The organism is Rhizobium sophoriradicis (assembly GCF_025200795.1).
GTDB classification, from domain to species: Bacteria; Pseudomonadota; Alphaproteobacteria; order Rhizobiales; family Rhizobiaceae; genus Rhizobium; species Rhizobium sophoriradicis.
This window is the reverse complement of the sequence record NZ_CP104152.1, coordinates 1292503-1316052: the sequence shown is the minus strand read 5'-3', so window position 1 is coordinate 1316052 and position 23550 is coordinate 1292503. Positions and strand designations below refer to the sequence as shown.

At 61.3% G+C, this 23550-nt stretch carries 22 protein-coding genes; 1 reads left to right on the top strand and 21 read right to left on the bottom strand.

The window, feature by feature from the left end:
- Window positions 1–459 precede the first annotated feature (459 nt).
- A complete protein-coding gene (locus N2597_RS06510; RefSeq protein WP_183596765.1) occupies window positions 460–924 on the top strand; it encodes a DUF5680 domain-containing protein in 465 nt (154 codons plus the stop codon).
- A gap of 95 nt (window positions 925–1019) precedes the next feature.
- On the opposite strand, the gene N2597_RS06505 is transcribed toward N2597_RS06510, so the two are convergent.
- The 21 genes from N2597_RS06505 to N2597_RS06405 all read right to left on the bottom strand — a co-directional run bounded on the left by N2597_RS06505 (window position 1020) and on the right by N2597_RS06405 (window position 23546).
- On the bottom strand, window positions 1020–1703 hold the full coding sequence (locus tag N2597_RS06505) for an ABC transporter ATP-binding protein (protein WP_183596768.1): 684 nt from the start codon (window positions 1701–1703) through the stop codon (window positions 1020–1022).
- 14 nt (window positions 1704–1717) lie between these two features.
- Window positions 1718–3022: a lipoprotein-releasing ABC transporter permease subunit gene (locus N2597_RS06500; protein ID WP_183596770.1), complete on the bottom strand. Its 1305-nt coding sequence runs from the start codon at window positions 3020–3022 to the stop codon at window positions 1718–1720.
- A gap of 15 nt (window positions 3023–3037) precedes the next feature.
- Window positions 3038–4360, bottom strand: a complete 1323-nt coding sequence (gene proS / locus N2597_RS06495; RefSeq protein WP_183596773.1) for a proline--tRNA ligase — start codon at window positions 4358–4360, stop codon at window positions 3038–3040.
- 591 nt (window positions 4361–4951) lie between these two features.
- Window positions 4952–5227: a DUF1467 family protein gene (locus N2597_RS06490; protein WP_009995819.1), complete on the bottom strand. Its 276-nt coding sequence runs from the start codon at window positions 5225–5227 to the stop codon at window positions 4952–4954.
- A gap of 160 nt (window positions 5228–5387) precedes the next feature.
- Complete coding sequence (gene mce / locus N2597_RS06485) at window positions 5388–5792, bottom strand: methylmalonyl-CoA epimerase (RefSeq protein ID WP_077993359.1); 405 nt, start codon at window positions 5790–5792, stop codon at window positions 5388–5390.
- A gap of 2 nt (window positions 5793–5794) precedes the next feature.
- Window positions 5795–7465 (bottom strand): ribonuclease J, encoded by a 1671-nt coding sequence (locus N2597_RS06480; RefSeq protein ID WP_183596777.1) that lies wholly within the window; start codon window positions 7463–7465, stop codon window positions 5795–5797.
- A gap of 17 nt (window positions 7466–7482) precedes the next feature.
- Window positions 7483–8247, bottom strand: a complete 765-nt coding sequence (locus N2597_RS06475; protein WP_096769296.1) for a biotin--[acetyl-CoA-carboxylase] ligase — start codon at window positions 8245–8247, stop codon at window positions 7483–7485.
- The gene (nuoN, locus tag N2597_RS06470) at window positions 8247–9692 is read right to left on the bottom strand and encodes an NADH-quinone oxidoreductase subunit NuoN (RefSeq protein WP_183596780.1); all 1446 of its coding nucleotides are present in this window, start codon (window positions 9690–9692) and stop codon (window positions 8247–8249) included. Before nuoN ends, N2597_RS06475 begins: the two co-directional genes overlap by 1 nt.
- A gap of 18 nt (window positions 9693–9710) precedes the next feature.
- On the bottom strand, window positions 9711–11222 hold the full coding sequence (locus tag N2597_RS06465) for an NADH-quinone oxidoreductase subunit M (protein ID WP_096769298.1): 1512 nt from the start codon (window positions 11220–11222) through the stop codon (window positions 9711–9713).
- The gene (gene nuoL, locus N2597_RS06460; RefSeq protein WP_183596783.1) at window positions 11222–13222 is read right to left on the bottom strand and encodes an NADH-quinone oxidoreductase subunit L; all 2001 of its coding nucleotides are present in this window, start codon (window positions 13220–13222) and stop codon (window positions 11222–11224) included. Before nuoL ends, N2597_RS06465 begins: the two co-directional genes overlap by 1 nt.
- A 7-nt stretch (window positions 13223–13229) precedes the next feature.
- Window positions 13230–13538, bottom strand: coding sequence for an NADH-quinone oxidoreductase subunit NuoK (nuoK, locus tag N2597_RS06455; RefSeq protein WP_003587269.1), 309 nt, complete (start codon window positions 13536–13538; stop codon window positions 13230–13232).
- 23 nt (window positions 13539–13561) lie between these two features.
- A complete protein-coding gene (locus N2597_RS06450) occupies window positions 13562–14176 on the bottom strand; it encodes an NADH-quinone oxidoreductase subunit J (RefSeq protein ID WP_039619113.1) in 615 nt (204 codons plus the stop codon).
- Between the two features lie 142 nt (window positions 14177–14318).
- The gene (nuoI, locus tag N2597_RS06445) at window positions 14319–14810 is read right to left on the bottom strand and encodes an NADH-quinone oxidoreductase subunit NuoI (RefSeq protein ID WP_004680064.1); all 492 of its coding nucleotides are present in this window, start codon (window positions 14808–14810) and stop codon (window positions 14319–14321) included.
- Window positions 14811–14850: 40 nt separating this feature from the next.
- Complete coding sequence (nuoH, locus tag N2597_RS06440) at window positions 14851–15894, bottom strand: NADH-quinone oxidoreductase subunit NuoH (protein WP_038688207.1); 1044 nt, start codon at window positions 15892–15894, stop codon at window positions 14851–14853.
- 12 nt (window positions 15895–15906) lie between these two features.
- Window positions 15907–17988, bottom strand: a complete 2082-nt coding sequence (gene nuoG, locus N2597_RS06435; protein ID WP_096762146.1) for an NADH-quinone oxidoreductase subunit NuoG — start codon at window positions 17986–17988, stop codon at window positions 15907–15909.
- Window positions 17989–18212: 224 nt separating this feature from the next.
- The gene (locus tag N2597_RS06430) at window positions 18213–18914 is read right to left on the bottom strand and encodes a helix-hairpin-helix domain-containing protein (protein ID WP_039619109.1); all 702 of its coding nucleotides are present in this window, start codon (window positions 18912–18914) and stop codon (window positions 18213–18215) included.
- A gap of 2 nt (window positions 18915–18916) precedes the next feature.
- Entirely contained in the window at window positions 18917–20221 is a 1305-nt protein-coding gene (gene nuoF, locus N2597_RS06425; RefSeq protein WP_096769301.1) for an NADH-quinone oxidoreductase subunit NuoF, read from the bottom strand.
- A 10-nt stretch (window positions 20222–20231) separates the two neighbouring features.
- Entirely contained in the window at window positions 20232–21398 is a 1167-nt protein-coding gene (locus N2597_RS06420; protein WP_183596785.1) for an NADH-quinone oxidoreductase subunit E, read from the bottom strand.
- A gap of 16 nt (window positions 21399–21414) precedes the next feature.
- Window positions 21415–21687 (bottom strand): hypothetical protein, encoded by a 273-nt coding sequence (locus N2597_RS06415; protein WP_038688197.1) that lies wholly within the window; start codon window positions 21685–21687, stop codon window positions 21415–21417.
- The gene (locus N2597_RS06410) at window positions 21687–22877 is read right to left on the bottom strand and encodes an NADH-quinone oxidoreductase subunit D (RefSeq protein WP_039619107.1); all 1191 of its coding nucleotides are present in this window, start codon (window positions 22875–22877) and stop codon (window positions 21687–21689) included. The genes N2597_RS06415 and N2597_RS06410 overlap by 1 nt, the downstream gene beginning before the upstream one ends.
- Before the next feature lie 66 nt (window positions 22878–22943).
- Window positions 22944–23546, bottom strand: a complete 603-nt coding sequence (locus N2597_RS06405; RefSeq protein ID WP_077993347.1) for an NADH-quinone oxidoreductase subunit C — start codon at window positions 23544–23546, stop codon at window positions 22944–22946.
- Window positions 23547–23550 lie beyond the last annotated feature (4 nt).

The window sequence follows — 23550 nt, the reverse complement described above, 5'->3', positions numbered from 1 at the left end:
AATCGGACGCATTGTCGGCATGGAGGGCGATGATGTCCAGAAAGTCCGGCGTCCGAACCGCATGATGACCATGCAGTCCCCTGAAAAATTTAGATCGCGATGACGATGAGTGAGAAGCTGGCAACGAACATTGCGATGGAGGTGAATGCTGCGATATCACGGATCATGTCAGTCATTTGGCTCTCCCTTACTCGTTATGTTTTCAATTTGTTCGATCTATGTTCTGATGTCAACAGGAATCTTTTCCTTCCTCCTTGCGTTTGACAAACACTCCAGCGATGCAGCGATTCGGTGGCAGCTTCGGTGACGGGCTTGAGATGCCGAGCCACGGCTTCGCAATCCCCCGTGCCGCAAACAAGGTGGACACATTTCGCCGACGACAAAGGCTCCTGGTATTTGTTCTGTTTATGTTCTGGTTATCCTGCTATATCCCTACTGGCGAGTCAGGAGGAGGATCCTATGCCCGAGACTGCGATGCTGAACGAATTGGTCGTCGAAGCCAAAGCTGCCAGCTATGTCGGCGGCGGCGTGCCGCGCCCGCCCTGCCGGCCGGGGTCTCACGATATCGGCTACGAGCGCGGCGACTGGCGCTATCTCGACAGTTATTTCGGCGGCACCGATTTTGCCGGACAGGAGGTGGTGTGGTTTGCCGACGAGCCGATCTGGGCGATGAATTATTTCGGCTGGGTCATTGCGCCCGATCTCATCGATGCAAGCGCAGCTGGCACAGTGATCAAGGCGGCGCTTTCTGCCATGTACCGGCAGGGCCGGTTTCTCGGCGGCATGGAATTCGACCATCCGCTCGGCCGCTATATCGATCGCAGCGAAGGCGGCTGTGAACGGTTCAGCGGTCATGAATGCATCATGATCGACGGCCGGAAGGCTTACGCGCTCGACTATCGCGGCGGACTGATCATCCCCTGACGGAGCCGGAAGCGGGTCGCTTCCAACCCGCCGCCAAGACGCGTCATCTCTTCGTCTTTTTCCCGGAACCGCTGCGCATGTCCAGGCGACATCGATCAGAAATCGACGACCTTGCCGTCGGAGATCGTCACGCGCCGATCCATGCGGCGGGCGAGTTCGTGGTTGTGCGTGGCGATAAGGGCGGCGAGGCCGGACTGGCGCACCAGGGCCTCCAGCGCGTCGAAGACGTAGCTTGCGGTTTCCGGATCGAGATTGCCGGTCGGCTCATCGGCCAGAAGCAGGGTCGGTGCATTGGCGACGGCGCGGGCGATCGCGACACGCTGCTGCTCGCCACCTGATAGTTCGGCCGGACGGTGCGAGCCGCGATGGCCGATGCGCATATAGTCAAGAAGCTGGCCGGCCCGCTCTCCGGCTTCCTTCCAGGACAGGCCGGCGATCAGCTGCGGCATCATGATGTTTTCGAGCGCCGAAAATTCCGGCAGCAGGTGGTGGAACTGATAGACGAAGCCGATCTCGCGGCGACGGATCGCCGTGCGGTTCTCGTCGCTCAGCCCGTCGCAGGCCTTGCCGTTGATGCTGACTTCGCCACCATCGGGATGCTCAAGCAGACCGGCGACATGCAGCAGCGTCGACTTGCCCGTGCCCGAGGGCGCGACAAGGGCGACAATCTCGCCTTTCGACAGCGAGAAATCCGCCCCTTTCAGGATCGAGAGCAGCGTATCGCCCTGCCCGTAATGGCGCTCGACGCCGGTAAGCTTGAGAACGACGTTGCGTTTCATGAAGGCGGCATTCCTTATTCGTAGCGCAGGGCCTGCACCGGATCGAGCCTGGAGGCGCGCCAAGCCGGGAAGATGGTGGCGATGAAGGAGAGCGTTAGTGCCATGACCACGACCGAAATCGTTTCGCTGAGATCCATCTCGGCCGGCAACTGGCTGAGGAAATAGACCTGCGGATTGAAGATCACGGTGCCTGATATCCAGGAGAAGAACTGGCGGATGGATTCGATGTTGACACAGACGAGGACGCCGAGCAGCACGCCGGCGATGGTGCCGACGATACCGATCGCCGCCCCAGTCATGAAGAAGATGCGCATGATGGCGCCGGCGCTGGCGCCCATCGTGCGCAGAATGGCGATATCGCTGCCCTTGTCCTTCACCAGCATGATGAGGCCGGAGATGATGTTCAGCGCCGCCACAAGCACGATTAGCGTCAGGATCATGAACATGACGTTGCGCTCGACCTGCAGCGCCGAGAAGAAGGTCTGATTACGCTGTCGCCAGTCGGTCAAGTTGATCTGGCGGCCGGCCGCCTCTTCCACCTTCGGCCGCAGAGCGTCGATATCATCGGGATGATCGACGAAGAGCTCGATCGACTGCACCAGCCCCGCCGCATTGAAATAGAGCTGCGCTTCCTCGAGCGGCATGAAGATGATCGAGGAATCATATTCCGACATGCCGATCTCGAAGAGCCCGGAGACCTTGTAGGATTTGACGCGAGGATTGACGCCCATCGGCGTGACGTCACCTTCGGGCGAGGTCAGGGTGATGAGGTCGCCGACGCGCAGACCCAGCTGGTCTGCCATGCGGGTGCCGATCAGCACGCCCTCGCCGGAGGCATAGCCCACCATGTCGCCGGATTTGATGTTGTCGGAGATCGTCTTGAGCTTGGTCAGGTCTTCGGCGCGGGCGCCGCGCACCAGGGCGCCGGTGCTGCCGCCGGCCTGGGCGGAAGCAAGCACCTGACCCTCCACCAAAGGCAGCGCCATCTTGACACCGGGCACAGCGGCAAGCCTGCTGGCAAGCTCGGGATAATCGGTGAAGGGGCCATCGACCGGCTGGACGATCATGTGGCCGTTAATGCCCAGGATGCGCGAGACGAGCTCGGTGCGGAAGCCGTTCATGACGGCCATGACGATGATCAGCGTCGCAACGCCGAGCATGATGCCGACGAAAGAGAAGCCGGCGATGACAGAGATGAAGGCTTCCTTGCGCCGGGCGCGCAGATAGCGCCAGGCCACGAGACGTTCGAAGGTGGAAAATGGCTTGCCAGCCGGACCCAAACCGGATGTTGAACTCCGGTCCACTGCTGCCTCTGCCATTTCGCCTCCGTTTCCTTAAGCCACGAACCTGTTGATCGCCGCTTCGATGGTCATCGTTTCGCGGGCGCCGGTCTTGCGGTCCTTCACTTCGACCTCGCCGTTTGCGACCGCGCGCGGGCCGGCGATGATCTGGACGGGTACGCCGATCAGGTCGGCGGTCGCGAATTTCGTGCCGGCCCGGTCGTCGGTATCGTCATAGAGCACATCCTTGCCGGCCTTGGTCAGCGCGGCGTAGACCAGCTCACAGGTATCGTCGCAAGCCTGATCGCCCGCCTTCATGTTGATCACCACGATATCGAAGGGCGCGACCGAAGCCGGCCAGATGATTCCGTTGTCGTCATGCGATGCTTCGATGATGGCGGGAACAAGGCGCGTCGGGCCGATACCGTAGGAACCCATGTGAACGAAGTGTTCCTTGCCGTCGGGTCCCTGCACTTTCGCACCCATCGTCTCGGAATATTTCGTGCCGAAATAGAAGATGTGGCCGACCTCGATGCCGCGCGCCGAGAGGCGGTCGCTTTCCGGAACGGCGTTGAAAGCCGCCTCGTCGTGCATTTCCGAGGTCGCCGCATAGAGCGAGGTCCACTTTTCGAAGATCGCCTGCAGGCCCTCGACGCTGTCGAAATCGGTGCGTTCGTCCGGAATATCGAAGCCGACGAAATCCTTGTGGCAGAAGACTTCGGATTCGCCGGTATCGGCGAGGATGATGAATTCATGGCTGAGATTGCCGCCGATCGGGCCGGTGTCGGCGCGCATGGGGATGGCGCGCAGGCCGAGCCGCTCGAAGGTTCTGAGATAGGCGGCGAACATCTTGTTGTAGGAATGTTCGGCCCCTTCGCGCGTCAGGTCGAAGGAATAGGCATCCTTCATCATGAATTCGCGCGAGCGCATGGTGCCGAAACGCGGACGGATCTCGTCGCGGAACTTCAGCTGGATGTGATAGAGATTGAGAGGCAGGTCCTTGTAGGATTTGACGGAGGAGCGGAAAATATCCGTCACCATCTCCTCGTTGGTGGGACCGTAGAGCATCGGCCGATCCTGGCGGTCCTTGATGCGCAGCATCTCCTTGCCGTAGGCGTCGTAGCGGCCGCTTTCCTGCCAGAGCTCGGCCGATTGCAGGGTCGGCATCGACAGCTCGATGGCGCCGGCACGGTTCTGCTCGTCGCGGATAATTGCGTTGACCTTGTCGAGCACGCGCTTGCCGAGCGGCAGCCAGGAATAGATTCCCTGCGACTGCTGGCGGATCATGCCGGCACGCAGCATCAGCCGGTGGGAGACGATTTCCGCCTCCTTGGGGTTTTCCTTGAGGATGGGCATGAAGTAGCGGGACAGACGCATGGCGGATTCCGGAGCAGTTGAGATCCCGCCGGCAAGCGGAATCGAAGGTACATTATGAATGTGGGAGCGTTAATAGCCGCTTCGCGGCAGGAAGGAAACCCGCAACCGCCGTCGGCGACCTCCCGGACAGGCATGTTCGCGCCCGCGAAAAGAAAGGGCGTAAAAAAGCGCGTGTTTATAAGGACTTGTACGAAAATCTTGTCAACAGAAATATTTTGCTAGAGTGTAGCAAAAATGCAAAAAAAGCTAATGACAAAGCCCAATGTTTGAGCTAGCTTTAGCTCACAAAACAGGCAGGAAGCTAAATTCTTGCCGAATTCGCGGTCAAGTCTTGGGAGGATCAGATCTTAGGCGCGCTCGTCGCTGCCCCGGCAACGGTTACAGATCACGCGATACTTAAAACAAGGCTTTCAGCCTTGTTTTTTTTTGACTTTTCAACTCCCCTCCAGACGAGGAACGAGATCTCCTTCTGTAAGGAGATGCACCCATCCCGTAAGGCGAGCTCTTTGCCGCAACAGGGTGAGGGCGATATGACGAAACGGATTGTTCCGGAAAATTTTACATCTGCTCAAACTTTGAGCAAAAGCTAATTCAATAGAAGCTAGGACCGAGTTGTGGAAGGGCGTCGAAGCCCCAACCGAAATAGGTGTCGCAGATATACCAGAGGCCGTAGATAAGAGCCGAAATCAGCGTCGTCAGCGAAAAGACGAAGGCGGCGCGAAAGCGGGTGGGCGCGCTTGGAACGGTGCCGAGCACAATATCGTCGTCTTCCGCCTGGGTGCGCAGGCCGATCGGCAGGACGGCGAAAAGCGTCATCCACCAGATGATAAAGTAGACGGCAAATCCCTGAAGGAAGGTCTGAAGCATTATTGTTCCCGGTAGTGTCGCGCGTCAGGACGAAGGACGTTCTGTCGCTTTGATTTGGCGTCCTTATACGGCGGAATGCGAGCCAATTCAAAGCGAACGAGCCATTTCGCCGCCTGCGGATCACTCTGCCGCAGAGAAAGCACTTGGCATCGCATTTAGCTCAGGCCTGTTCGAGTTCGATCAGCGTGCCGAAGAAATCCTTGGGATGCAAAAACAGCACCGGCTTGCCATGCGCGCCGGTCTTCGGCTGACCGTCGCCGAGCACCCGCGCCCCCGCCTCGATCAGCCGGTCACGGGCGCCGACGATATCGTCCACCTCGTAGCAGATATGGTGCATGCCGCCAGACGGATTCTTTTCTAGGAAGGCTGCAATCGGCGAGGCTTCCCCAAGCGGCTCAAGCAATTCGACCTTGGTGTTGGGCAGTTCGACGAAGACGACGGTGACGCCATGTTCCGGCAGCGCCTGCGGCTGCGACACGGCAGCGCCCAGCGTGTCGCGATAGGCGGCGGCCGCGGCCGACAGGTCGGGGACGGCGATGGCAATATGGTTCACCCGGCCGAGCATGATCAGACCTTGGTGACGAAGGCGGTTACGACTGGCTTCTTGCCCCAACTCTGGTTGGCAGCGGCGCGGATGGCGCGCCGAACGGCTTCCTGCAGCATGTCGATATCCTTGCGGCGGGCGCGCGGAATGCTTTCGATGGCGCTGATCGCCGCGTCGAAGAGCGTATCTTCCATTTCGTCGCCCTCGTCGTCATAGACCGGCAGGCCGATCGAGACGAGATCGGGATCGCCGACAATATCATAACGGGCGTCGAGCACGACGCTGACCGCGACATGGCCGACATAGGAGAGCTTCTTGCGCTCGCCGATCCCCATCTCGTCGAAATCGCCGATCAGCATGCCGTCCTTGTAGATGCGGCCGTGCGGCGCTTCGCCGATCACCTCGACCGGACCTGGCGCCAGCCGCAGGATATCACCATTGCGCACCCGCGGGACGACCGCGATGCCGGATTGCTCGGCAAGCTCCTTGTGGGCCGTCAGATGCGTCGCCTCGCCATGCACCGGCACGACGACCTTCGGCCGCGTCCACTCGTACATCCGCTGCAGCTCGTTGCGGCGGGGATGGCCGGACACGTGGACCAGGGCTTCAGTATCGGTGATGATGTGCACGCCCTGCTCGACGAGGCCGTTCTTGATGTCCTGGATCGCCTTCTCGTTACCGGGAATGGCGCGCGAGGAAAAGACGACGATATCGCCTGCCGCAAAGGCCACATTGCGCATCTCGTCGCGGGAAAGCTTCGCAAGCGCCGCCCGCGCCTCGCCTTGGCTGCCGGTCAGGATGACGACGACCTTGTCGCGGGGGATGTAGCCGTATTCTTCCTCGGAGATGAAGGGCTTCACGCCTTCCATCAAGCCGATATCCTGGGCGACGTCGACGACCCGCTTCAGCGAGCTGCCGAGCAGCAGTACTTCGCGGCCGGCCGCCTCGGCTGCTTCGGCAACGGTGCGAATGCGCCCGACATTCGATGAGAATGTGGTGATCGCCACCCGGCCTTCGGCATCTTCGATGATCTTGCGCAGGCTTTCGGACACATCCTTCTCGGAGGGCGAAACACCGTCACGCAAGGCATTGGTGGAATCGCACATCAGCGCCAGCACGCCCTCGTCGCCCAACTGGCGAAAGCGCGTCTCATCGGTCAGCGGCCCGAGCGAGGGCTCGTGGTCGATCTTCCAGTCGCCGGTGTGGATGACATTGCCGGCAGGCGTGCGGATCATCAGCGACATCGGCTCGGGGATCGAGTGATTGACGGCAACACCTTCGATGCTGAACGGGCCGACATTGATCGTGTCGCCGGCCTTGAACGGCGTCACCGGCACCTCGCCGATCCTCGCCTTCTCGAAATTGCGTTTGGCTTCGAGCAGACCCGCGGTAAAGTCCGAGGCATAGACCGGCACGTTGAGCCCGGGCCAGAGATCGGCGAGTGCGCCATAATGATCTTCATGGGCATGGGTGATGATGATCGCCTTGAGGTTCTTGCGTTCGCTGGCGAGGAAGCGGATGTCGGGCAGGACGAGGTCGACGCCCGGCAGATCCGGGCCGGGAAAGGTGACGCCGCAATCGACCATGATCCACTGGCGATGCTCGGGCGGGCCGTAGCCATAGAGAGCGAGATTCATGCCGATCTCCCCAACGCCGCCCAGAGGCAGGAATACCAACTCGTCCTGTTTCACCATAATTTTCGTTTTTTCCGCTATTCAAAAAACACATCACCGGCGGCAATGGGAATGATCCTGCCAGCGCCGGTATCGAGCATCAACAAGCCATTATCATCAATCCCGGCGAATTGTCCGGAAATCGACCGGTCCGGTAAATTGACCGTGATCTTTTCACCTATGCCACAGGCAATAGTGCGCCAGCGCGCAGTGATCTCGGCAATGCCGCGGCCCTGGTCCCATTGATCGAGCACATCCGCCATCGCCGCGAAGAGATGGGCGAAGAGCTCTTCCGGCGAAGCCGCGCTTGCATGCTGACGCAGACAGGTGACGGGATAAAGCGGATTATCAGGCATGACCGAGACATTGATGCCGATGCCGACGATCAGCGCGTAACGGCCGTCCGGCAACTGCTCGCCCTCGACGAGGATGCCGCAGGTCTTCTTTCGACCGATGAGAATATCGTTCGGCCATTTGACCTCGAGCGGTTCGGCGCCCGGAGGCAGCACTTGGCGGATCGCCTGATGCACGGCGACGGCAACCGCCAGCGGCAGCGAGCCGAGGCGCTCCATCGGCGCCGGGTCGATCAAAAGCAGGGAAGCGTAGAGATTGCCGCGTTCAGACACCCAGAGGCGGCCGCGGCGGCCGCGGCCGCCGGTCTGCCTCTCGGCCGTCACCCAGAGATTTCCGGGATCGCCCGCCCGCGCCCGGGCGAGGCATTCGCTATTGGTGGACGATGTTTCCGACAGCGCCTCGTGCCTGAAATCGCCGAGCGATATCCGGCGCCGCCTGTCGGAAACCATTAGAAGAGCGTCGCGGCGGCAAGCTCTGCCGCACCGCCGATCGGCCCGCCAATGAGCACATAGGCGGTGACGAAGAGACCGGAAAGACCGAAGACCAGGCGCAGGGAGCCGGAGACCCGGGCGAATTCGCCGGTCGCCTCATCGAACCACATCAGCTTGATGACGCGCAGATAATAATAGGCGCCGACGACCGAGGCGAGAACGCCGATGATGGCAAGCGCGTAAAGCTTGGCTTCGATCGCCGCAACGAAGACGAAATATTTGGCGAAGAAGCCGGCGAGCGGCGGAATGCCGGCAAGCGAGAACATCAGCGCCGTCAGCACCACAGCCATGAACGGGTTGGTGGTGGAAAGGCCGGCGAGATCGTTGACCTCCTCGACAACGGTGCCGTCCTTGCGGCGCATCGACATGATGATCGCAAAGCTGCCGAGCGTCATGACCATATAGATGACCATGTAAAGCATGACGCCGGAAACACCGGTCTGGTTGCCGGCGGCAAGACCGACCAGCGCGTACCCCATGTGGCCGATCGATGAATAGGCCATCAGCCGCTTGATGTTCTTCTGGCCGATTGCCGCAAACGAGCCGAGCAGCATCGAGGCGATCGAGATGAACACGACAACCTGCCGCCAGTCGGCCAGAACTGGCTGGAAGGCGGTGATGACGATGCGGGTCATCATCGCCATGGCGGCAACCTTCGGGGCTGCGGCCAGGAAGGCGGTGACCGGCGTCGGCGCGCCCTCATAAACGTCGGGCGTCCACATGTGGAAGGGAACGGCCGAGATCTTGAAGGCAATGCCAGCGAGGATGAAGACCAGGCCGAAGATGAGACCGAGCGAACGCGCGCCCTCGACCGAAAGCGCCTGGGCGATCTCGGCGAAGTGGGTATGGCCGGTGAAGCCATAGACCAGCGACATGCCGTAGAGCAGCATGCCGGAGGAAAGCGCGCCGAGGACGAAATATTTCAGACCGGCTTCGGTCGACTTCAGGCTGTCGCGGTTGATCGCGGCGACGACATAGAGCGCCAGCGACTGCAGTTCCAGCGCCAGATAAAGCGAAATCAGATCGTTGGCCGAGATCATCAGCAGGATGCCGAGGGTCGCGAGCACCAGGAGAACCGGGAACTCGAACTTGTCGAGCTGGTTTTCCCTCGCGTGGCCCATCGTCATGAATAGGGCAACCAGCGAGCCGATGAGCGCCACCAGCTTCATGAAGCGGGAGAAGCCGTCGGCCATATAGACGCCGCCATAGGCAAGGCCTTCGGCCGGCACGAAGAGCAGCCACAGGCCGGAGGCTAGCAACAGCACGATGGCGAGGCCGGTGACGACGAGGCCCGACCGCTCGCCTGAGAAGACGCCGACCATCAACAGGACCAGGGCGCCGACCGCGAGGATCAGCTCCGGCGCGGAAAGATGCAGACTGAGGAGGATTGTTTCAGCGGTCATGTCCGATAAGTCCCGTCATCATTTCATAGACAGCGCAACATTCTGCGCTGCGTGCACGGCGGCCGTGTAGTTGTTGACCAGCAGATCCACCGAGGCGGCCGTCGCATCAAAGACCGGAGCCGGGTAAACGCCGAAGAAGATGGTCAGTGCGACCAGCGGGTAGAGGATCAGTTGTTCACGTTTGGAAAGATCGAGCAGCGCCTTCAGCTTTTCCTTCTCCAGCGCACCGAAGATCACCCGGCGATAGAGCCAGAGCGCATAGGCGGCCGAGAGAATAACGCCGGTGGCGGCAAAGAGCGCGACCCAGGTGTTGACCCGGAAGACGCCGATCAGCGTCAGGAACTCGCCGACAAAGCCCGACGTGCCAGGAAGCCCGACATTGGCCATGGTGAAGACCATCATGGCGACGGCATATTTCGGCATGTTGTTGACGAGGCCGCCATAGGCGTTGATCTCGCGGGTATGGGTGCGGTCGTAGACGACGCCGACACAGAGGAAGAGCGCGCCCGAGACGATGCCGTGCGACAGCATCTGGAAGATCGAGCCTTGGACGCCCTGCATGTTGGCGGCGAAGATGCCCATGGTCACGTAGCCCATGTGCGCCACCGAGGAATAGGCGATCAGCTTCTTGATGTCGTCCTGCATCATTGCCACCAGCGAGGTGTAGATGATGGCGATGACGGACAGGGCAAAGACGAGCGGCGCGAAATAATCGGACGCCACCGGGAACATGCCGAGCGAGAAGCGGATGAGACCGTAGCCGCCGAGCTTCAGCAGCACGCCGGCCAGGATCACCGAGCCTGCCGTCGGCGCTTGGACGTGCGCATCCGGAAGCCAGGTGTGGACCGGCCACATCGGCATCTTCACCGCAAAGGAAGCGAAGAAGGCAAGCCATAGCCAGGTCTGCAGCGCCGGCGGGAACTTGTAGGCGAGCAGCGCGGTGATATCCGTCGTTCCGGCCTGCCAGTACATCGCCATGATGGCGAGCAGCATCAGCACCGAGCCGAGCAGCGTATAGAGGAAGAACTTGTAGCTCGCATAGACACGATCCTTGCCGCCCCAGACGCCGATGATCAGGAACATCGGAATGAGGCCCGCCTCAAAGAAGACGTAGAAGAGCACGATATCGAGCGAGACGAAGACGCCGACCATCATCGTTTCGAGGATGAGGAAGGCGATCATGTATTCCTTCAGGCGCTTCTCGATCGAGAGCCAGCTCGCCAGCACGCAGAAGGGCATGAGGAAGGTCGACAGGATGACGAACAGCATCGAGATGCCGTCGACGCCGACATGGTAACCGATGCCGGTGCCGAGCCAGTCAAACTTCTGAATCATCTGGAAGCCCGGATTGGCATTGTCGAAACCGATCCAGATGAAGAGCGATACGATGAATGTGAACACCGTGGTGATCAGCGAGATCCACAGCACGTTCCTGCGGCCGCTCTCGCTCTCGCCGTTCATCAGCAGCAGGAGCACCACGCCGACGAGCGGCAGGAAGGTGACCGTTGAAAGAATAGGCCAATCGGTCATCAGAAGGAACTCCCGAGCATCATCCAGGTAACGAGCGCCGCAATGCCGATCAGCATGGCGAAGGCATAGTGATAGAGGTAACCGGTCTGCAGGCGGACGACGCGGTCGGTGACGGCGACGACGCGGGCGGCCACGCCGTTCGGGCCGTAGGTGTCGATGACCCCGACGTCACCCTTCTTCCACAGGAAGCGGCCAAGCGCCCTTGCCGTGCGGACGAAGAGGAAGTCGTAGAGCTCGTCGAAGTACCACTTGTTCAAGAGGAAGTGGTAGAGAACCCGGTGTTGCTTGGCGAGGACGCGCGGCGTCTGCGGCGAGCGGATATACATGTACCAGGCGGTGACGAAGCCGAGCACCATGGCGATGAACGGGCACAAAGCCACAAGCGCCGGCACGTGGTGGAACTCTTCGAGGAGTTCGTTCTCGGCGCCGGTAAAGAGCGCCCCCTTCCAGAACTCGACATATTCCTCGCCGTAGAACCGGCCTTCGAAGAGCACGCCGGCAAACACCGCACCGATCGCCAGCAGATAGAGCGGCACCAGCATGACCTGGGGCGACTCGTGCACATGGTGCATGACCTCGTGCGAAGCGCGCGGCTTGCCGAAGAAGGTCATGAAGATCAGACGCCAGGAATAGAAGCTGGTGAAGAGCGCGGCGATGACCAGCAGCGAGAAGGCAAAGCCTGCCACCGGCGAATGCGAAGCATAGGTCGCCTCGATGATCACGTCCTTGGAGAAGAAGCCGGCAAAGCCGATCGGCGTGAAGGGAATGCCGACGCCGGTGATCGCCAGCGTGCCGATGATCATCAGCCAGAACGTCACCTTGATGTGCGGCCGCAGGCCACCCATGTAGCGCATGTCCTGCTCGCCATCGACGGCGTGGATGACCGAGCCGGCGCAGAGGAAGAGCAGCGCCTTGAAGAAGGCATGCGTGAACAGATGGAAGATTGCCGCGCCATAAGCCCCTACCCCGAGCGCCACGAACATGTAGCCAAGCTGCGAGCAGGTGGAATAGGCGATGACGCGCTTGATGTCGTTCTGCACCAGGCCGACGGTTGCCGCGAAGAAGGCGGTGATCGCGCCGATCACGGTGACGACGACAAGAGCATCGTGCGATAGTTCGAAGAGCGGCGACATGCGGGCGACAAGGAAGACGCCGGCGGTGACCATGGTGGCAGCATGGATGAGGGCCGAGACCGGGGTCGGGCCTTCCATGGCATCCGGCAGCCAGGTGTGCAGCAGGAACTGCGCCGACTTGCCCATGGCGCCCATGAAGAGCAGCAGGCAGATGCCGGTCAGCGCATGTGCCTTGTCGAGCTGCATGCCGAAGAGGTTGAGGATCACTTCGCTCGCCTCGCCGCCGCCTTCATGCGGAGCGAAATTCGAGGCATTAGCGAAGATCGTGTCGAGATTGATCGAGCCGAACAGCACGAAGACGCCGGCAATACCGAGCACGAAGCCGAAGTCGCCGACGCGGTTGACGATGAAGGCCTTCATCGCCGCAGCCGTCGCCGACGGCTTCTTGAACCAGAAGCCGATCAGCAGATAGGAGGCGAGACCGACTCCTTCCCAGCCGAAGAACATCTGCGCCAGATTGTCGGCCGTCACCAGCATCAGCATGGCGAAGGTGAAAAGCGAGAGATAGGCGAAGAAGCGCGGGCGATGCGGATCGGTGTGCATATAGCCGATCGAATAGACGTGAACCAGCGTCGAGACCGTGTTGACGACGATCAGCATGACCGAGGTCAGCGTGTCCACCCGCAGCGACCAGGAGACATCGATGCCGCCGGACTGAATCCAGCGCAGCACCTCGACCTTGATCGGGCCGCCTTCGGCGTGGCCCATGCCGACGGTGAAGAAGACGTACCAGGAGAGGATGGCGGCGATGATCATCAGCCCGCTGGTGACATATTCCGAAGCCTTGGCGCCGATGGCGCGGCCGAACAGGCCGGCGACGATCGCACCGATCAAGGGAAGAAAGACGATAGCCTTATAGAGGAACATGAGCCACTCAGCCCTTCATCATATTGACGTCTTCGACCGCGATCGAGCCGCGGTTGCGGTAGAAGACAACGAGAATTGCAAGACCGATCGCCGCCTCGGCAGCCGCCACCGTCAGGATGAACAGCGCAAAGACCTGTCCGACGATGTCGTTCAGGAAGGAGGAGAAGGCGACCATGTTGATGTTGACGGCAAGCAGGATCAGTTCGACCGACATCAGGATGACGATGACGTTCTTGCGGTTCAGAAAGATGCCGAAGACGCCGAGCGTGAAGAGGATGGCGCTGACCGTCAGGTAGTGGGAAAGACCGATGACCATGTTCTTTGTTCCTTGACCTGCCTTTAGACGCCCTGCCCGGGCTTGACCGTAACCACCTCGACGGCGGTGGCGGGTGTGCGGGCAACCTGCCTGGGGATGTTCTGCCGCTTGATGTTGGTGCGGTGCCGGAGCGTCAGGACGATGGCGCCGATCATGGCGACCAGCAGAACCAGACCGGCAATCTGGAAGAAGTAGACGTAATTGGTGTAGAGCACGTCGCCGAGGGCGGCCGTATTGGTGCGCTCCGTTAGCGCCGGGATCGGCATGGCGACTGATTTGGCGATCTCGGGCGAGATGACGCTGCCGCCGATGACGACGATCAGCTCGGCAGCGAGAATGATCCCGATCAGCCCGCCGATCGGCGCATATTCGAGAACCCCTGCCCTCAATTCGGTGAAGTCGATATCGAGCATCATCACCACGAAGAGGAAGAGGACGGCGACGGCGCCGACATAGACAACCAGCAGGATCATCGCCAGGAATTCGGCACCGAGCAGCAGAAACAGGCCGGCCGCGTTGAAGAACACCAGGATCAGGAACAGTACCGAGTGAACAGGGTTCTTCGCCCAGATGACCATGAACGCCGACGCCACCGCGACAAAGGCGAAAAGATAGAAAAATAGAGCCTGCAGACCCATGTTGGTGCCTTTTTCATCTTCCCCGGGCAGCCGGGAGTTTTTCTGCCCGATAGAGCTTTCGCCGGTGCTGTCCGGCAAAGCTCCTGTGCATATTGACCGCGACAGGAGCAGCAGAGCTCCGTCGCGGCATTACAAAACCGAATCAGCGGTACGGCGAGTCGATCGCGATATTGCGGGCGATTTCGCGCTCCCACCGGTCTCCATTATCGAGAAGGCGCGCCTTGTCGAAATAAAGCTCTTCGCGGGTTTCCGTCGCAAATTCGAAATTCGGACCCTCGACGATCGCGTCGACCGGGCAGGCTTCCTGGCAGAAGCCGCAATAGATGCACTTCACCATGTCGATGTCGTAGCGCACGGTGCGTCGTGTGCCGTCGTTGCGGCGCGGACCGGCCTCGATGGTAATGGCCTGGGCAGGACAGATCGCTTCGCAAAGCTTGCAGGCGATGCAGCGTTCCTCGCCGTTCGGATAGCGGCGCAGTGCATGCTCACCGCGGAAACGCGGAGAGACCGGACCCTTTTCGAAGGGGTAGTTGATGGTCGCCTTCTGGCGGAAGAAATAGCGCATCGACAGAAAGAACGCGCCAAAGAATTCCTTGAGGAACAGCGAGTTGATGGAGCTGGACAAGCTTGCCATCTTCAACCTCCAATTTTGCCGGAAACGAGAGCGGGCGTCATCAAGCCCATCCCATCAGCTTCAGCACGAATGCAACGATGATGACCATGGCGAGCGACAGCGGCAGGAAGACCTTCCAGCCAAGGCGCATGAGCTGGTCGTAGCGGTAGCGCGGAACGAAGGCCTTGACCATCGCGAACATGAAGAACACGAAGCAGGCCTTCAGCGTGAACCAGATGATTCCGGGGACCCAGTTGAGGATCCAGATATCGACCGGGGGCAGCCAGCCGCCCAAAAAGAGGATCGTCGTCAGCGCGCACATCAGGCAGACGGCCGCATATTCACCGAGCATGAACATCATGTATGGCGAGGAGCCGTATTCGACCATGAAGCCGGCGACGAGTTCCGATTCGGCTTCCGGAAGGTCGAATGGCGGACGGTTCGTTTCGGCTAGTGCCGAAATGAAGAAGATGATGAACATCGGGAACAGCGACAGCCAGTGCCAGTCGAGGAACGAGGCAGGCAGGCCGAGCATGGTGCCGAGGCCGGTATGCTGTGCATTGACGATGTCGGTCAGGTTCAGCGAGCCGACGCAGAGAAGCACGGTGACGATGACGAAGCCGATCGAGACTTCGTAGGAGACCATCTGTGCGGCCGAGCGCAGGGCGCCGAGGAAGGGATACTTCGAGTTCGAAGCCCAGCCACCCATGATGATGCCGTAAACCTCGAGCGAAGAGATCGCGAAGATATAAAGGATGCCGACATTGATGTTGGCAATCACCCATCCGTCGGCGAGCGGCACCACCGCCCAGGTGGACAGTGCGAGCAGCACCGTGACCAGCGGGGCGAGCAGGAAGACCGCCTTGTTGGCGCCGGCCGGAATGATCGGCTCCTTGAAGACGAACTTCAGAAGGTCGGCGAAGGACTGGAACAGGCCGAAGGGGCCGACAACGTTCGGGCCGCGGCGCAGCTGCACGGCCGCCCAGATCTTGCGGTCGGCGAGCAGCACGTAAGCGATGAAAACGAGCAGGCAGACGAGAAGCAGCAGCGACTGACCGATCATGATGATCGCCGGCAAGACATAGGTCGAAAAGAAAGAATCCATGGTCCCCTGCCCTTACTCTGCCGCGACTTTGAAGTTGTTGCGGGCCAATGCCGAGCACTCGGCCATGACAGCCGAGGCCCGCGCTATCGGGTTCGTCAAATAGAAGTCTTTGACCGGCGACGCAAACCCTGACTTGTTCATCTTGCCGGCTTTTTTCGCAACTGCGGCAATTTGGGCGCTATCGGTTTCGGCGATCTCGTCGATGGCGGCGAAATGCGGGAAAGCGGCATAGAGCCGGCCACGCAATTCATTCAGCGAATCAAATGGAAGCTTCTTGCCGAGCACGTCGGAAAGGGCACGGATGATCGCCCAATCCTCGCGGGCGTCGCCCGGCGCAAAGCCTGCGCGGTTGCCCATCTGAACGCGGCCCTCGGTGTTGACCCAGGTGCCGGACTTTTCGGTATAGGCTGCGGCCGGCAGGATGACGTCGGCATGATGGGCGCCGTTATCGCCATGCGAGCCGATATAGACGGTGAGCTTGGCCTTCTTGGCGCTGAAGTCGAGTTCGTCGGCCCCGAGCAGGAAGAGCACGTCCATCGCCGTCAGCATTTCAGCGGCATTGACGCCCTTGGCACCCGGCACGAAACCGAGGTCGAGGCCGCCGACGCGCGAGGCGGCGGTATGAAGGACGGCAAAGCCGTTCCAGCCTTCGACAACCGCGCCGACCGAACCGGCAAGCTTGGCGACGCTGGCAAGGACGCCGGCGCCATCGCTGCGCGACAGCGCGCCCTGGCCGATGATGATCATCGGCTTGGCGGCGGTCTTCAGCACGTCGGCAAAGGCGTGTGTGCCGTCGACCACATCCTTCAGCGTGTCCGGACCGGCGCCGAGGTAGTCATAGCTGTAACGCAGCTCGCCCGGCTCGCCGATGACGCCGATCGGGAATTTGCCACGGCGCCAGCGCTTGCGGATACGGGCATTGAGAATGGCCGCCTCGAAGCGCGGATTGGCGCCGATGATCAGCAGCGCGTCGGCCTGGTCGATGCCTGCGATGGTCGGGTTGAAGAGGTAGCTTGCACGGCCGAGCGACGGATCGAGTGCCGCCCCATCCTGGCGACAGTCGAGATTGGCCGAGCCGAGGGATTTCACCAGTTCGGACAGCGCATACATTTCCTCGACGGAAGCAAGATCGCCGGCGATCGCGCCGATCTTGTCGCCCGAGGTGGCGCCGACGGCGGCCTTGATGGCGCCAAAAGCCTCGGCCCAAGTCGCCGGCTGCAGGCGGCCGTCGCGGCGGACATAGGGCCGGTCGAGGCGCTGGGTCTTAAGACCGTCCCAGATGAAACGGCTCTTGTCGGAAATCCACTCCTCGTTGATCGCCTCGTTGACGCGCGGCAGAATACGCATGACTTCGCGGCCGCGGGTATCGACCCGGATCGCCGAACCGACGGCATCCATGACGTCGATCGATTCGGTCTTGTTCAATTCCCAGGGGCGAGCGGTGAAGGCGAATGGCTTGGAGGTGAGCGCGCCGACCGGGCAAAGGTCGACGACGTTGCCCTGCAGTTCGGAGGTCATCGCCTGTTCGAGATAGGTGGTGATCTCGGCGTCTTCGCCGCGGCCGATCAGGCCGAGTTCGGAAATGCCGGCGACCTCGGTGGTGAAGCGGACGCAGCGCGTGCAATGGATGCAGCGGTTCATCACCGTCTTGACCAACGGGCCGATATACTTGTCCTCGACGGCGCGCTTATCTTCCTGATAGCGCGAGGTATCGATGCCGAAGGCCATCGCCTGGTCCTGCAGGTCGCATTCGCCGCCCTGGTCGCAGATCGGGCAATCGAGCGGATGGTTGATCAGCAGGAATTCCATCACGCCTTCGCGAGCCTTCTTGACCATCGGCGTGTTGGTGAAGACCTCCGGCAGTTCGCCGTTCGGGCCGCCGCGGATATCGCGCACGCTCATGGCGCAGGAAGCCTGCGGCTTCGGCGGGCCGCCCTTCACTTCGACAAGGCACATGCGGCAGTTGCCGGCAACCGACAGGCGCTCGTGGAAGCAGAAGCGCGGAACCTCGGCCCCGGCGTCTTCGCACGCCTGCAATAGCGTGAAATGATCGGGAACTTCGATCTCGTTGCCGTCAATCTTCAGTTTTGCCATCGTCGCTCAGTCCTGTTTCCCGTTTGCCTGATGACGGCAAACAAACCTGTTTTTTGCAACAGTCTCAGTGCCAAGCCGGATCTTTCGTCCTGCTGGCAGCTGATGTTGCCCAAATTCTCTATTGCGCGTTCCAGGTTCGGAACCCGCATCGGCATCTGCAGCTTGAGGCCCCCGCCCCCGCGCCGTTCTGCCCTTTCTCCGGCCGATCGATCCGGCCGGACAGTTCATTTCCTTCTGCGCCCGCGCCCTGCCAGGATTTTCGCCTGGCCGGTCCAGTCGTCGCGGCCGATGCGGCCGTTGAAGCCAAGCTCGCCGTCGAGCCGGGCGATGTCCTCGTCGGTCCAGGCGGCAATCTCGGCAAAGCTGCGAATGCCCTTGGCGTTCAGCACCTGCTCCAGCTTCGGGCCGATGCCGGCAATCAGCTTCAGATCGTCGGCTTTGGCAGCCCGCGCAACCGGTTTTGCCTTGACGGCCGGCTTCGGCTGGCTCGCCGGCGCCGGCTCGCTTGCCTGGATCGGCGCGCTGTCGGGCTTGACCACCGTCAGTCTCGGCCCGGCTTTCTTCTCGGCAGCAGGCTTCTCCGCAGCAGGCTTGGTAAACGCCTTGACGGCCGGACGGATATTTTCTGGCCGGATATCGACTTCCGGCGCCGGCTCCTCCGGCGGCGTGTCGTCGAGAGCGGCAGCTACCTTGCCGGTCGTTTCCAGAGCGCTCTGGAAGGCTCCGAAAAAGGCGCCCGCCATCTGCGTCGAGAACCCGAAGCCGATCGCCGTTGCGGCGGCAAAGGCTGCGGCGGGATGCGCCATCAACGGATGCACCGGCATCGCCCGTGCGTTTTCCAGCATCTCGGCGGCAAGACGGCCGAAGCCGGCCGCGAAATCGGCACTCTCTTCCTTCTTCCCACTTTTCGATGCCTTGTCCGTCATGATTATTCAGCCGCCTCCAGAACCGCGCCGTGGTCGAGCGCGCTTGCCGTATACTGGTCGATGCGCTTTTCGATCTCGGGACGGAAGTTACGGATCAGACCCTGCACCGGCCATGCGGCGGCGTCGCCGAGCGCGCAGATGGTGTGGCCTTCGATCTGCTTGGTCACCTGGAACAGCATGTCGATTTCGCGCTTCTGGGCATTGCCCTTGGCCATGCGTTCCATCACCCGCCACATCCAGCCGGTGCCTTCGCGGCAGGGCGTGCACTGGCCGCAGCTCTCATGCTTGAAGAAGGCGGAGATGCGGGCGATCGCCTTGATGACGTCGGTGGACTTGTCCATGACGATCGCGGCGGCCGTCCCGAAGGAAGAGCCGACGCCGCGCAGGCCGTCGAAATCCATCGGGCAGTCGATAATGTCCTTGGCCGGAACGATCGGGCAGGATGCACCGCCCGGAATGACGGCGAGCAGATTGTCCCAGCCGCCGCGGATGCCGCCGGCATGGCGGTCGACCAGTTCGCGGAAGGTGATGCCCATTTCCTCTTCGACCGTGCACGGCTTGTTGACGTGGCCGGAGAGCATGAACAGCTTGGTGCCGACATTGTTGGGACGGCCGATGGAGGAAAACCAGCCGGCGCCGCGGCGCAGGATCGTCGGCGCAACGGCGATCGATTCGACGTTGTTGACCGTCGTCGGGCAGCCGTAGAGGCCCATATTGGCCGGGAATGGCGGCTTCAGGCGCGGCTGACCCTTCTTGCCTTCGAGGCTTTCGAGCAGCGCGGTTTCCTCGCCGCAGATATAGGCGCCGGCGCCGTGATGGACGAAGATGTCCATGTCCCAGCCGAGCTTGTTGTTCTTGCCGAGCAGGCCAAAATCATAACATTCGTCGATCGCCGCCTGCAGCGCTTCGCGCTCGCGAATATATTCGCCGCGCACATAGATATAGGCGGCATTGGCGCCCATGGCGAAGCTGGCGATGACGCAGCCTTCGATCAGCGTATGCGGATCGTGGCGCATGATGTCGCGGTCCTTGCAGGTGCCGGGCTCGGATTCGTCGGCATTGACGACGAGGTAATGCGGACGGCCGTCGCTTTCCTTCGGCATGAAGGACCATTTGAGGCCGGTGGGGAAGCCGGCGCCGCCGCGACCGCGAAGGCCTGACGCCTTCATCTCGTTGATGATCCAGTCACGGCCCTTTTCGAGGATCTGCTTGGTGCCGTCCCAGTGGCCGCGGCTCATCGCGCCCTTCAGGGACTTGTCCTTGAGGCCGTAGATGTTGGTAAAGATGCGGTCTTTATCTTGTAACATGCTTCACCTCTTACCGCGGCTTCTTGCCGAAGACCTTGATATATTCCGCTTCGCCGCCCTTGGCGAGCACCTTGGCCTGCTTGACCCAGTCGTCGCGCTCGATGCGGCCGCGGAAATTCAGGTAGCCGTCGACCCATTCGCGTTCGGCCTTCTTCCAGCCCGCGACCTGCGAGAAGGTGAAGATGCCGATGTCGTTCAGCGTCGCCTCGATCTTCGGGCCGACGCCGGAGATCATCTTCAGATCATCCGGTGCGGCGGGCTTTTCGATACCGGCAGGACGGTTCTTGTCGGCGAGCGCAGGCTTTGCCGCCGGGGCGGCTTCGGTCTGGGCAGCAGGCGCCGGCGCCGGTTCGGCGGGCGCCGTGCCGGAAACCGGCTGCTGCTCGGCTGCCTTGGCATTCCTGGCCGCCGCCTTCGGCGCCGTTGCCGGCGTCTTCAGCGCCGCATTGGTCTCGGCATCGGTGCTTTTCGGGCGGGCGGCCTCCGACGGCGGAACCGGAGCGGCGTCGACCGGAGCCGGCACACTTTCGGTATCGGCCTTCTTGGCGCGTGCCCTTGCTTTCGGCTCTTCCGTCGTCAGGGAAGTCGGGCCGCCTTCCGGCGCCGAGAATATGCGGTCGATCTGGGTGCCCGGCTTGATGCTCGCGCCGTTGCCGGCGGCGAAGGTATCGATGATCTCTTCGAGACGGGCCGGCGTCAGATCCTCATAGGTGTCCTTGCCGATCATCACCATCGGGGCGTTGACGCAGGCGCCAAGACATTCGACCTCTTCCCACGACAGCGTGCCTTCGGCATTGCGCTCGAAGGGATGGGCATGGATCTTGCTCTTGCAGACCGACATCAGCGCTTCCGAGCCGCGCAGCATGCAGGGCGTCGTGCCGCAGACCTGCACATGGGCGCGCGTGCCGACGGGGTGCAGTTGGAACTGCGTATAGAAGGTCGCGACCTCGAGCACTCTGATATAGGCCATGTCGAGCATGTCGGCGATCTTTTCGATCGCTGCGCGCGTGACCCAGCCGTCCTGCTCCTGCGCCCGCATCAACAGCGGGATAACCGCCGACTGCTGGCGGCCGGCGGGGTATTTCTGGATCGTCTTGTCCGCCCAGACCGCATTTTCATCGCTGAAAGCGAATGCGGCAGGCTGAAATTGATCTTCGGCTAATCGACGAACGGACATTCTTCCTCACGCCTTGTCAGTTTAGGGTTCCACACCGCGAAGCGGTCAAAGACTGCATTTCGCAGGCATAGGCCGACTGGTCTTTCTGCATAAATACGACGAATTTGCTGCCATTCGGGATGGCAGCCTTGATCTGATAGCCCTTGGACAAAAGCTCGCCCATGGACGCTTGCGCCGCCGGCGGCGTCACTTCCTTATGGCCCAACGGCGTGCCGAGGGTGTCGGCCTCCTGAGCCGAAACCCCGGATGCCGAAAGAAGGAGAGCGACGGCAAGCGGCAGACGCTGCATCAGCGGTCCACCTCGCCGAAGACGATGTCGAGCGAGCCGAGCACGGCTGCGACGTCGGCAAGCTGGTGGCCGCGGCACATGAAGTCCATCGCCTGCAGATGCGCATAGCCGGGCGCGCGGATCTTGCAGCGATACGGCTTGTTGGAGCCGTCGGAGACGAGATAAACGCCGAACTCGCCCTTCGGCGCTTCAACCGCGGCGTACACTTCACCGGCCGGAACATGGTAGCCCTCGGTATAGAGCTTAAAATGGTGGATCAGCGCTTCCATCGAGCGCTTCATCTCGCCGCGCTTCGGCGGCACGACCTTGCCGTCGATCGACGAGAAAGGACCGGTCTTGGCATCCGAGAGCAGACGGTTGACGCATTGCTTCATGATGCGGACAGATTCGCGCATCTCGATCATGCGGATCAGGTAACGGTCATAATTGTCGCCGTTCTTGCCGATCGGAATGTCGAATTCGAGATCGGAATAACATTCGTAAGGCTGCGCGCGACGCAGATCCCAAGCAGCGCCCGAACCGCGCACCATGACGCCGGAGAAGCCCCAGGCCCAGCAGTCTTCCAGCGAAACGACGCCGATATCGACGTTGCGCTGCTTGAAGATGCGGTTGCCGGTGAGCAGGTTGTCGATGTCGTCGAGCGCCTTCAGGAAGGGGTCGCACCAGTCGCCGATATCCTGCACCAGCTTTTCCGGCAGATCCTGATGGACTCCACCCGGACGGACATAGGCGGCATGCATGCGCGAGCCGCTGGCGCGCTCATAGAACACCATCAGCTTTTCGCGCTCTTCGAAGCCCCAGAGCGGCGGCGTCAGCGCGCCGACGTCCATGGCCTGCGTGGTGACGTTCAGGAGATGCGACAGGATGCGGCCGATCTCCGAATAGAGCACGCGGATCAGCTGGCCGCGGATCGGGATGTCGATGCCGAGCAGCTTTTCGACGGCCAGGGCATAGGCATGCTCCTGGTTCATCGGCGCGACATAATCGAGTCGATCGAAATAGGGCACGGCCTGAAGATAGGTCTTGGTCTCGATCAGCTTCTCGGTGCCGCGGTGCAAGAGGCCGATATGCGGATCGACCCGCTCCACAATTTCGCCGTCAAGCTCCAGGACAAGACGAAGAACGCCATGCGCCGCCGGATGCTGCGGTCCGAAATTGATGTTGAAGTTGCGGACGTTATGTTCGGTCATGGCGATGGGCTCGCGTTCTCAGATAACCAGTGAGTGGCAGGCACAAGCCCACCAGCCGCCTTCAGTTTATTGCTTCGCTTTTTCGTCGCCGGGCAGCACGTATTCAGTACCTTCCCAGGGCGACATGAAGTCGAAGTTGCGGAATTCCTGTTTAAGCTCGACCGGCTCGTAAACGACGCGCTTGGCAGCATCGTCGTAACGGACTTCGACGAAACCGGTCGTCGGAAAGTCCTTGCGCAGCGGGTGGCCTTCGAAGCCGTAGTCGGTCAGGATGCGGCGCAGGTCCGGATGACCGGTGAAGAGAACGCCGTACATGTCCCAGGTTTCGCGTTCGAACCAGTCGGCGCCGGGATAGACGGCGCAGGCGGACGGCACCGGGGTATCCTCATCGGTCGCGACCTTGACGCGGATGCGCAGGTTCTGCTTCGGCGACAGCAGATGATAGACGACGTCGAAACGCAGTTCGCGCTGCGGCCAGTCGACCCCGCAAATATCGATCAGGTTGACGAAACCGCATTTGGCATCGTCACGCAGGAAGGTCAAAAGCGGGATCAGGTTTTCACCCGTCGCCGTCAGCGTCAGCTCGCCATACTTCATCTGCGATGCGGCGATCAGATTGCCGCGCGCTTCGCCAAGATAGGACGCAAGCTCAGTCAGGGCTTCACTCATATGC